Source organism: Lentzea aerocolonigenes, assembly GCF_000955955.1.
GTDB classification, from domain to species: domain Bacteria; phylum Actinomycetota; class Actinomycetes; order Mycobacteriales; family Pseudonocardiaceae; genus Lentzea; species Lentzea aerocolonigenes_A.
The window spans coordinates 1-10,362 of record NZ_JYJG01000274.1 but is presented as its reverse complement, the minus strand read 5'-3'; the positions used below and the strand labels follow the sequence as shown (position 1 = coordinate 10,362).

Annotated in this window: 9 protein-coding genes and 1 pseudogene; 1 reads left to right on the top strand and 9 read right to left on the bottom strand. The window is 69.6% G+C overall.

The window, feature by feature from the left end; genetic code table 11:
- From UK23_RS31745 to UK23_RS31725, 4 genes are all read right to left on the bottom strand, one after another.
- Positions 1 to 471 (bottom strand): alpha/beta hydrolase (locus UK23_RS31745; RefSeq protein ID WP_045315379.1); only part of this gene is annotated, 471 nt, incomplete at its 3' end.
- Between the two features lie 9 nt (positions 472 to 480).
- Positions 481 to 894, bottom strand: coding sequence for a hypothetical protein (locus tag UK23_RS49105; protein WP_156213521.1), 414 nt, complete (start codon positions 892 to 894; stop codon positions 481 to 483).
- Between the two features lie 2 nt (positions 895 to 896).
- A complete protein-coding gene (locus UK23_RS31730) occupies positions 897 to 1,319 on the bottom strand; it encodes a hypothetical protein (RefSeq protein WP_156213520.1) in 423 nt (140 codons plus the stop codon).
- A gap of 23 nt (positions 1,320 to 1,342) precedes the next feature.
- Complete coding sequence (locus UK23_RS31725; RefSeq protein WP_082115127.1) at positions 1,343 to 2,656, bottom strand: MFS transporter; 1,314 nt, start codon at positions 2,654 to 2,656, stop codon at positions 1,343 to 1,345.
- 116 nt (positions 2,657 to 2,772) lie between these two features.
- Between UK23_RS31725 and UK23_RS31720 the strand changes: the two are divergent.
- Positions 2,773 to 3,573: pseudogene (locus tag UK23_RS31720) on the top strand (helix-turn-helix transcriptional regulator); the annotation flags it as partial.
- A gap of 22 nt (positions 3,574 to 3,595) precedes the next feature.
- Here UK23_RS31720 and UK23_RS54110 read toward each other — a convergent pair.
- The 5 genes from UK23_RS54110 to UK23_RS31695 all read right to left on the bottom strand — a co-directional run bounded on the left by UK23_RS54110 (position 3,596) and on the right by UK23_RS31695 (position 10,285).
- Positions 3,596 to 5,362 carry a glycoside hydrolase family 9 protein gene (locus tag UK23_RS54110; protein ID WP_045315381.1) on the bottom strand — a complete coding sequence of 589 codons (1,767 nt, stop codon included), beginning with the start codon at positions 5,360 to 5,362 and terminating at the stop codon, positions 3,596 to 3,598.
- Between the two features lie 75 nt (positions 5,363 to 5,437).
- A complete protein-coding gene (locus tag UK23_RS31710; protein ID WP_045315377.1) occupies positions 5,438 to 6,184 on the bottom strand; it encodes a dienelactone hydrolase family protein in 747 nt (248 codons plus the stop codon).
- A gap of 24 nt (positions 6,185 to 6,208) precedes the next feature.
- Positions 6,209 to 7,177, bottom strand: coding sequence for a PP2C family serine/threonine-protein phosphatase (locus UK23_RS31705; RefSeq protein ID WP_045315376.1), 969 nt, complete (start codon positions 7,175 to 7,177; stop codon positions 6,209 to 6,211).
- Complete coding sequence (locus UK23_RS31700) at positions 7,177 to 9,306, bottom strand: serine/threonine-protein kinase (RefSeq protein ID WP_052685235.1); 2,130 nt, start codon at positions 9,304 to 9,306, stop codon at positions 7,177 to 7,179. The genes UK23_RS31705 and UK23_RS31700 overlap by 1 nt, the downstream gene beginning before the upstream one ends.
- 10 nt (positions 9,307 to 9,316) lie before the next feature.
- Complete coding sequence (locus UK23_RS31695; RefSeq protein WP_052685234.1) at positions 9,317 to 10,285, bottom strand: glutamate ABC transporter substrate-binding protein; 969 nt, start codon at positions 10,283 to 10,285, stop codon at positions 9,317 to 9,319.
- Between the last annotated feature and the right edge of the window lie 77 nt (positions 10,286 to 10,362).

Genomic DNA, 10,362 nt, shown 5'->3' with positions numbered 1-10,362 from the left:
CCCGAGAGGCGCGCGATAGGTCGCGAGTTCCACGGCGACGGCCGCGCCCAGCGACTCGCCGAGGTAGATCACCGGCCCGTCGACCAGGTCGAGCGCCGCCCGCGCGTCATAGGTCAGGCCCTCCTCGGACGGCTCGCCCGGGTTGCCGCCGTAGCCGCGGTAGTCGAAGAGCAGCACCGACAACCCGCGATCGGTCAACGCCCTCGCCAGCGGGATCCGGCCCTCCCGGTTGCCGCCGTTACCTGGGAACACGATCACCGTCGCCGGCGCGTCCCGCACCTCGAAGTGCCAGCCGCCGAGCATCAGACCGTCGGCCGTCACCAGCCGCACATCGCGCCCACCAGGGAGAACCTCCTCCGCGGACGGCAACGGACCGGGGGAGGGGAAGTAGACCAGCTTGCGCTGAAAGGCGAAGACCACGGCGACGATGGTGACAACCACCGCCACCGCGATCAACACCGGCCTGCCCACTAGCCCATTTCAGCAGCGCTTGTCCGTCGTCGCGAACGCCGCGTACTCCGGGTTGTCGTACAGGTGCCCCTGCGCCTGCGTGCACGTGGTCAGCGTGTTCGTGCCCTCCGACCACACCTCCCGCTGCCGGTTGGCGCCCTTCTTGTAGCCCTTCGTGCCACTGGACGTCAGGATCCCGGCCGAGACGCGGTAGTCGTTGCCCTGGTTGTGGTAGACGTCCCAGACGTAGGTGTACGCCCAGTTCTTCCCACAGCCCTTGAACTGCTTCACCGACGCCAGCTGCACACCGGCGTCCGCGCCGATGTACGCGGTCCGGCCGATCTGCGTCACCGGACCACACCCCGGCGCCGACTCCGCGTGCGCCATCCCCGGCGACATCACCGCGACGAACAAAGCCCCTGCCAGCACGAGCGAACGTTTCATCGTCAGCACCTCTTGTCGGTCTCGGCGGTCAACCAGGTGTCGCTGATCACGAAGTCCTTCAAGGCTCCGAGCGCACTGGTGCACCGGGTCAGCGAATCGGTGCCCTCCGACCATCCCTCCTGCTTGTTGCGCGGGTAGGTCTTCTGGCCCTCGACCAGACCGGACACCCTCATGGCCACCGTGATCTGGAAGTCACCCACCTGGGCTGCGAACGAGTCCCACACGTAGACGTAGGCCCAGTTCTTGCCACAGCCCTTGAACTGCTTCACCGACGCCTTGGCACCACGGGCGTCCCCACCGATGTAGGCGGTCTTCCCGATCTGCGTCACCGGACCACACCCCGGCGCCGACTCGGCGTGCGCGACACCGCACGACATCCCGGCCAGCGCGAAAGCGGCCACCGCCGCGACAGAAACGAATCTCACGCCCCGACGGTGCCCCGGCCCAGTTAGTCAGCGGTAAATCGCCGCGGCAGCAGCAACGACACGGCCGTGGCGACCACGAGCATCACGACCGCGACGACCAACGCGACCCGCAAGCCGCCCACCGCACCGAACACCGCCACCGCCAGCGCGCCACCCGTCTGCCGCACCGAGTTCAGCACCCCGGCCGTCATGCCCGCCCGGTCCGCCGCGACCTCACCCATCACCACCGCGGTCAGCGACGGCACCACCAACCCCAGCCCGAACCCGACCGGCACCAGCAGCACCGCGATCACCGCACCCGTCTGCGCCCACAGCAACGAGACCATCGCCAGCCCGCACACCACCTGGCCCACCACGATCGGCACCCGCGGCCCGTACCGCGCCGCCAGCCGCGCCGACACCAGGTTCGCCACCGCGATCACCGCCGTCATCGGAAGGAACAACAACCCCGCCGCCATCGGCGAGAGCCCCAGCCGGTCGTGGAAGAACAGGCTCAGCACGAACACCAGCCCGTAGAACGCCGCGTTCACCACGAACCCGATCACCATCGACACGCTCACCGCACGCGACCGGAACAAGCCCAACGGCACCATCGGCGCAGCCACCCGCAACTCGACCACCACGAACGCGACCGCCGCCACCACGGCGAGCCCAAGGGCCACCGGCGAGCGCTCGATCACGCCGAACGTCAACGCCACCAGCGCCACCATCGCGGTGACCTGCCCCAGAAGATCCACCGGCCGGGCCACCCGCGGCGACGACGGCGTGCGCGCCAGCACCACCAGCGTCACGATCCCGACCGGCACGTTGACGAAGAAGATCGCCCGCCACCCCAGCGTGCCCGCCAGCACCCCGCCGACCACCGGACCCGCCGCGATCGCCAACGCACCACCGACCGTCCACAACGCGATGGCCCGCGCCCGCTGCACCGCGTCCGGGAAGGCCTGCCGCACCAACGCCAGCGACGACGGCAGCATGATCGCCGCGGCACCGCCCTTCAGCAGCCGCGCCCCGATCAGCTCGCCCAGCCCCGGCGCCAGCCCGCACACCGCCGAGGCGAACGTGAACACCGCGGCACCGGCACCGAACGCCCGGCTCGCACCGAACCGATCCGACAGCGCACCCGCGGACAACAGCAACGCGGCCAGCATCAACGTGTAGGCGTCCACGATCCACTGCAGCGCCGATGTGCTGCCACCGAACTCGCGCCCCACGGCGGGCAGCGCGACGTTCATCGCCATCGAGTCGAGGTTGAGCAGGAAGATGCCCAGGAAAGCCGTGGCCAGCACCAGCTTCGAGCTCGCCGGAGCGGGCCTGGTGGTGAAGAGAGTTGTCACGCCATCAACACTCGTGATGATCACGCGGGTCAGTCAGACCGCGTTCTTCCGGGGAGTGTGAGAGGGGGTGTGACACGGCCAGGGAACCGCGCCGGACCGCTGGCAGACTGAATCGCATGACCGAGTTCGGGAAGTTCCTGCGAGCACGCCGCGGCGGCATCAGCCCGGCCGACGTCGGGCTGCCCGCCAGAACCGGCCCCCGTCGCACCCCGGGCCTGCGCCGCGAAGAGGTCGCCGCGCTGGCCGGCGTGAGCATCGACTACTACGTGCGCCTCGAACGCGGCAAGGAGACCCGGCCCAGCCCGTCCGTCGTCGAAGCGCTGGGTGACGCGCTGCGCCTCAACTGCGAGGAGCGGAACTACCTGCGCGAACTCGCCGCCTTCGCCGCCCGGCAGGCCCCGGCGGCCGTGCCGGTGCCGTCACGCCGCGTCCGTCCCACGATGAAGATGCTGCTGGAGACGCTGCGCCCCAACCCCGCCTACGTCGTCAGCCGCACCAACGACCTGCTCGCCGCCAACCCCGGCGGACTGCGGCTGCTGCACGGCATCGAGGACTGGCCCGAGAAGCAGCGCAACACGATCAGGTACACCTTCCTGCACCCCAACGCCCGCGATCTCTGGAACGACTGGGACGTGAAGGCCAAGAACTGCGTCGCCCAGCTGCGCGCCATCGCCGGCACCGACCCGGACGCGCCGGACCTGGCCGCGCTCGTCGGCGAGCTGATCGTCAAGAGCCCCGACTTCAACCGGCACTGGGAACGCTACGAGGTCCGCACCATCGGTGACGGCGAGAAGACCATGCACCACCCCGAGGTCGGCACCCTGACGCTCTCGCACGAGGGGCTGACCCTGAACCGGGCCCAGGGTCAGCGCCTCATCGTCTACCTCGCCACGCCCGGCACCCCGGACCACGACGCCATGACGTTGCTGGACATGCTCCCTAGCCCGCGGCCACCGCGTACAGGAACCACGTCGAGTGCGGGATCCACTGCTCAAGCCAGCGCCAGTCCGTGTTCGGACCCGACGACGCCACCCCCGGATCCCACTCGATCCCACGACCGTCCGCCGCACGCCCGGTGATCCCGTTGACGATCCCGCCCGCCGCGCGGATCCACCGCCACGAGCCGACCGTCGAGCCGTCCGGGTACTCGAGGTAGATCGGCGACGTCCGGCCGCTGCCCTCCAGCATGCTCACGTCGAACGGGTTGCAGCCCACGATCCAGTTCAGCTGGTCCGCCGCGTACGCGCGCAGTTTCGCCGCGAACGCCGCGTCGAACTTCGGCGCCGCCAGCCGTGCCGCGGCAGCGAGAGAAGCCAGGCGCGCGTTCTCGCCCTGCCACCACGTGCCCGCCGCGTCGTGCGGGAAGAAGAACCCGTCGAACCGCTCACCCGCCGCCGTCTGCACCACCTGCCGCGCATAACCGAACGGGTTCGCGACCGCTGACGTGATCGACAGCTCGAACTCCAGCGACTTGCGGATCGCCGGCAACACGTCGGTGCCTCCGATCGACTGGTACGCGAGCAAAGCCACGACCGGCATGCCCGCGTCCGACGGGTGGAAGTACGGCCGATCCTTGTCATCCGCCCGGAAATGCCCGCGCGGCAGAATTCGTGCGACGAGTGCTGCCGCTCGCTTGTCCGCCTCTGCCTTGTACTCGGGCTTCTGCGTGGCCTTGAACAGTTCGACGGCCGCGAGCAGGACGTTGTAGTCGTCCTGGATGTTCTCCTTGCCGTCGTTGGTCAACGCCACGTTGTTGACCTGCAGGAACGAGAACGCCGCCTCGGCTGCGGAGAGATACTTCGACCGCGGGAAGTCACCGTCCACAGTGCCCCGCGCCGCCCGGGCCAGCGCCGCGATCGCGACACCACAGCCCTCGCGGTAGTTCAGCGGACCCTTGCGCAGGAACCGCTTCGACGGGCCGATGCCGATGTCGTCCTCCTGCGGCTGCCGCACCGACCCGTAGAACGAACCGCCCGGCATCTGCACCCGCACCAGGTAGTCCGCCCCGTACACCGCCTCGTCGTGCAGCAACTCCCGCAGATGCCGGAAGTCCGGGTTGTTGCGCCGAGTCAGCTCGTCGTACGACGTCCACAGCACGTACGCGGTCAACGGCAGCTGCAGCGTGTTGCAGAACGAGTACTTCGACAGCTGCGTGAAGTGCTTCGACCAGTCCGCCGCCGCGTCGTACCACCCACCACGCGCGTCGACCTTCAACGCGGGATCCGGCTCGTAGGGGAGCGACCGGTCCACCCGGTCGTACTCGCCGAACGATCGCGAATCCTTGAAGAACCTCACCACGTGCGGCAACGTCCGCCGTTCCAGCACGAGCGGCTCGATCACGAACGGCCGAGACACCCCACCCTCGGTCGACAGCACGAATTCACCAGAACGTGTGAAGTTCGAAAAGTCGACGACCGAGTAGAACGACGGCACCGCCGGGAACTGGTTCGCCTTCCAGTCCGCCACCGGCCCGACCGAGCGAGCCGACCCGCGGTGCACCACCTTGCCCGTGCCGTGTTCCACCAGTTCGAAGCGGTGCGGGCCGGGGGTCGTGCAGGCGATCACCGCCCGCTTCGGCCCCTCGGCCTCGTACCCGACGTTGTTGGTCAGCACCCACGTCAGCCCGCCGGGAGCGGCTGAAGCTGTGCCCGCGGCGGCTAGTGCTCCGGCCGTTCCCAGCAGGAACGAACGCCTAGCAGTGCCCATGCCGTACGCCTCCAAAGCATTACGGAGGGCGGCGGCTCGGTCACTCTAGGGCGTATCGCCGCGGCAGCGGAAGGTTCAGAGCGCCCGGGAAAAAAGATCCAGGAGCGCGACCCAGTGGCGTTCGGTGGCGTCGGCGCTGTACATGGCCGTGTCGGCCTGCGTGTAGCCGTGCCGCGCACCCTCGTACACCTCGCACCGATGCGTCACGCCGGCCTCGGAGAGAGCCTTCTCCAGGCGTTCGATCTGCTCGGCGGGCATCGAGGAGTCCTGGTCGGCGTGCGCGAAGTACAGCTCGGCTGTGATCTGGGGAGCCAGCAGGTGCGGGCTGTCGTCCGCCTCCGAGGCCAGGTTCGCGCCGTGGAAACCCGCCGCCGCGGCGACCCGGTCCGGATAGGCACCGGCCGTGCGCAACGCCAGTCCGGCGCCCATGCAGTAACCCGTGATCCCCACCGGACCGTCCGCGGTCAGCGGCGAGTCGGCCAGGAACTGCAGGTAGGCCTTGGCGTCGCGCATCAGGGCATCCGGCGTCAACGACCGCAGCATCGGCATGATCTGCTCGAACAGCGCCGGACGTTCTCGCGGGTCGATGTAGGCGGGCAGCTCGATCACCGGCGCCCGGCCGACGCGGTAGAAGACGTTGGGCACCAGCACCACGTAACCGGCAGCGGCGAGCCGGTCGGCCATCGAGCGCAGGTGCGGGCGCAGGCCGAACGCGTCCATGTAGAACAGGACCGCCGGGTAGGGGCCGGCGCCGTCGGGATGAGCCAGGTAGGCGTCCGCGGTGCCGTCCTCGGTGATCACGTCCACGGTCGTGCCGGGCATGCGCGGTTCCTCTCGGAAATCGAGTTACTGGGCCGGTGCGAACGGCACCAGCACCACGGTGATGTTGTCGTGGCCACCCGCCTCCAGGGCGACCTTCACGTACTCGTCCGGCCCGGACCCGAGCAGCGGCTGGAGATCCTCGGGCTGCGGCCGGTAGTTGTGCAGGCCGTCCGAGCACAGCACGAACACGCCAGGAGTCGTCGGCTGCAGCGTGACGACCTGCGGCTCCACCCGCCCGGCGTCCGCGCCGATCCACCGCGACAGCACGTGCGCCCGGCGGTCCGTGCGCGCCTGCTCCTCGGTCAGCACACCCTCCGCGACGAGCTGCGCGGCCCACGTGTCGTCCGTGGTGAGCTGCTTGGAGCCCTCCTCGGCCAGCCAGTACGCGCGCGAGTCGCCGACCCAGCCGATCGTCACCGACGTCTCCGTGACCAGCGCGGACACGAACGTGCACGACGGTGCGACACCCCTGGCGCCCGCCTCGAGCGGCTCGTTCTCCACCAGCTGCTCCACCGCGAAGCACGACGCGGCGACGGCGTCGATCATCGCCTGCTCCGGGTCGGCCGTGTCGATCAGCGCGTTCAGCAGCACGTCCACCGCGGCGTCGGCGGCGGCCTGAGAAGCCTGCTCGGCGCGTTCCGACGAGGCCACGCCGTCGCAGACGACCGCGGCGACACCCTTGCCCGCGACGTGCCCGAACGCCATCGAGTCCTCGTTGCGCGCCCGCCGCTTGCCCCTGTCCGAGACACCCGAGACCGCACCGAGCGTGTACTCCACCCGATCACGCGCCGACGGCTGGTGACGACCGCACTGGGTGCAGTAGTCCTCGTCATCGATGTCGGGCGACCCGCACAAGATGCACGAGGCCTGCGCGGGACCGGTCGGCCCGCCCAGCGGCGTGCGGCGGACCAGCAGGTTGCGCCCGCAGGCCTCGCAGAACCGGTCCTCCTGCGCGACGGGCGCGAGGCACTCCGGGCACTTCAGGGTGTCCATCAAACCAACGTCCTAGGCCTTACCGCGTTCGCGCGGTCCACCAATGCGATCCGTTCCTCCGGCGTGGCCGCGAACCGGGCCAGCGTGCGGTAGCGCCGCTCGAGACCCAGCCGAAGCTCGTGTTCGGAGAGTGCACAGTCCAGCACCTTGCCCTCGGCGGCCTGATTGCGGGTCACGTAGTCGTACGCGGCCTCCAGCAGCTCCGCCGACAGCTGCGTGTGCGAATGGACGTCGATGTCCAAGGCGTGCAACCGTTCTCCGGCCGCGACGAGGTCCTCGGCGTCGCTGTGGCCGAGCTGCGCGCGCACCGCCGCGATCTGCGCCGCCAGGTGTTGTGAAGAAGTGTCCGGAACGGACAGCAGTACGTCGACCGCTCGCGAACGGTCCCCGCACGCGAGCAGCACGCGCGCCAGGCCGAACGCCGCGGACACGTACGCGTGGTCCGTGCGCCACACCAGCTCGTACCAGCCCGCCGCCGACTTCAGATCGCCCATGGCCTCGTGACACACGCCCAGCGCCAGCTTCGGCGCCGCCTCGCCCGGCACCGCCGAGCACACCGCGTCGAAGAACCCCAGCGCGTCCTGCGCGCGTTCGTCGGTCAGCGCGGCCAGGCCCCGGTACCAGTCGGGCCGCCAGTCCTCGGGGTCCAGTTCGGACTCGTCGAACATGGACGGTGCCGTCAGCGCCTCCAGCTCGCGCAGCGCGGCCTCGGTGTCGCCGGACTCGATCAGCACCCGCACGATCCGCAGCCGCACCTCCACGGTGTACTCCGGTGCCTTGCGCAGCCCGGCCGGGTCCGATGTCGTCGCCGTCGCCAGCCACGACGCGGCCGCGTCCGAGGTGCTCACGCTCGGTGCGGGCAACGCCAGCGCGACCTCCGCCAGATCGAGTGAACCTTCGACGCCGAACCGGCGGCGTTCCGGCGTGAACTGCCGCGACGGACCAGGCCGCTGCACACCGTCCTCGATCGCCAGCACCTCGCGCAGCACGCCCGTGAGCTGGTCCGCCATGTCCTCCGCTGACGAAAACCGCAGCTCGGGGTTCGGGTTCGTGGCGCGCAGCAGCAGCCGGTGGAACGACTCGAAGCGGCCCAGCAGCGGTTCCTCGTCGACCGTCGGCAGCCGGTCCTTGCAACGGCCGCGGAAGTCGAACGGGAAGCTCATCACCGCCAAAGCTCGCCCGATCGTGTAAATGTCCGAGAAGACCGACGGCCCGATCGTGCCGATCTCCGGCGCCTGGTACCCGATCGTGCCGTAGATGGGGGAGTGGTGGTCGTCGATCCGCCGCACCGCGCCCAGGTCGATCAGCTTGAGCTGCTCCTCCGTGTGGATCATGTTGTCCGGCTTGAAGTCGCAGTACAACAAGCCGACTCCGTGCAGGTAGCCGACCGCGGGCAGGATCTCCAGCACGTACGCGATGGCCTGCGCCAGCGGCAGCGCCTCGTCGCCGCGGCCCTCCTTGCGCCGGTGCGTGATCATGTCCTTGATCGACTCGCCGCCGACGTACTCCATCACGATGTACTCGACGAGCTTCCCGGTCTCGCGGTCCTCGTGCCGGATGAAGTTGTGGATCTTCACGATGTTCGGGTGCTCGACCTCCGCGAGGAACCGCCGCTCGGCCAGCGCCGCCGCCATCGCATCGGCGTCACCCGAGTCGAGCAGGCCTTTCAGCACCACCCACCGGTCGCTCACCGCGTGGTCCAGCGCCAGGTACAGCCACCCCAGGCCGCCGTGCGCGAGGCACCCCAGCACCTCGTACTGGTCGTGCAGCACCTCAGTCGGCGCGAGCTTCGGGGTGAACGAGTACGCGTGCCCGCACTGCGGGCAGAACCCCTCCACCCGTCCCGGCTTGCCGTCCTTGCGCCGCCCGACCTTCTTGCCGCACTTCGAGCAGAACCGCTTCGCCTCCGGGACCTCGGGGTTCTCCAGCACCGCGGTCTTCGGATCCCGGTACGGCACCCGCGGCACCTCGACCAGCCCCGCGCCCAACCGGCCACGGCTCATCGACCGCGCGCTGCCCCGGCGCGTGCGGCCCGAGTTCGATTTCGAGGCCTCCTGCGACACCGACCAGGGCGCGGTCCCCGGTGACGTCGCGGGTCCCGTGACAGGAAGATCCAGATCCTCGGTCATCGCACACCCCCTAGTCCCGATAACGAGCGACGGGCGGCGCTGGTGCCGGACCCAGCGTGTTCAGCCAACGCCAGTAGATCCCGCTCCACACGCCGTTGACGCGCATCTGCTCCAGCACGCCGTTGACGAACCGGACCAGGTCCTCCTGGCCTTTGGGGATCCCCACCCCGTACGGCTCCTCGGTGAACCGCGCCCCGACCACCTCGGTGTACGGGTCCTGCGCCGCGAGCCCCGCCAGGATCGTGTCGTCGGTGGAGATCGCGTCCGTCTGCCCCTGCTGCAGCATCACCATGCAGTCGGTCCAGTTCGGCACGCTCACCGTCGTCTTCACCCGGTTCACGACGTTGTTCAGCGACGTCGACCCGGACGCCACGCACACCCTCTTGTCCTTGAGGCTGTCCACACCGGTGATGCCGGAGTTGCGGCGCACCAGCACCCGCTGCCCGGCCTGGTAGTAGACCTGCGAGAAGTCCACGTCGTTGAGCCGGTCGCAGGTGATCGTCATCGTGCGCACCACGACGTCCACGTCACCGCGCTTGAGCACACCGATGCGTTCCGCCGCCGTGACGACCTTGAACTGGACCTTCTTCTCGTCGCCGAAGATGGCCTTCGCGAGCTGCCGGGCGACGTCGACGTCGAAGCCCTCCAGCTCGCCGGTGAACGAGTTGCGGAACCCCATCAGGTACGAGTTCTGGTCCACGCCCGCGATCAACCGGCCGCGCTTGAGGATGCGTTCCATGTTCGAACCCGCCGGCATCTGACCCGCGGGCGGCACCGGCCCCGGCCGCAGGCTCGCGGTGGCGTCGCACGAGGGTGCCGGGCCCGCCGAGCTGCTCGGCACGGCCGTGACCGTGCTGGCGTCGGCCGGTTGGGGCGCGGGCGCGCTGCGAGGGATGACCTCGCTTGGCGCCGGACCCGCCGAACAGGCGCTGAGCAGCATCACCGCTGCGATCGCCTGTGACACTTTTTGGCGCCTCACCGGTACTCCTTGAGCCGCTGCCACAACCCCATCGTCGATCCGACCGCGCTGATCACCGCCAGCACCAGCACCCCGAT

Bases quoted from the DNA above. Each gene is read 5' to 3' on its own strand.
- UK23_RS31705 (WP_045315376.1), bottom strand. From the start codon at position 7,177: ATGGACACCCTGAAGTGCCCGGAGTGCCTCGCGCCCGTCGCGCAGGAG.
- UK23_RS54110 (WP_045315381.1), bottom strand. From the start codon at position 5,362: ATGGGCACTGCTAGGCGTTCGTTCCTGCTGGGAACGGCCGGAGCACTA.
- UK23_RS31710 (WP_045315377.1), bottom strand. From the start codon at position 6,184: ATGCCCGGCACGACCGTGGACGTGATCACCGAGGACGGCACCGCGGAC.
- UK23_RS49105 (WP_156213521.1), bottom strand. From the start codon at position 894: ATGAAACGTTCGCTCGTGCTGGCAGGGGCTTTGTTCGTCGCGGTGATG.
- UK23_RS31700 (WP_052685235.1), bottom strand. From the start codon at position 9,306: ATGACCGAGGATCTGGATCTTCCTGTCACGGGACCCGCGACGTCACCG.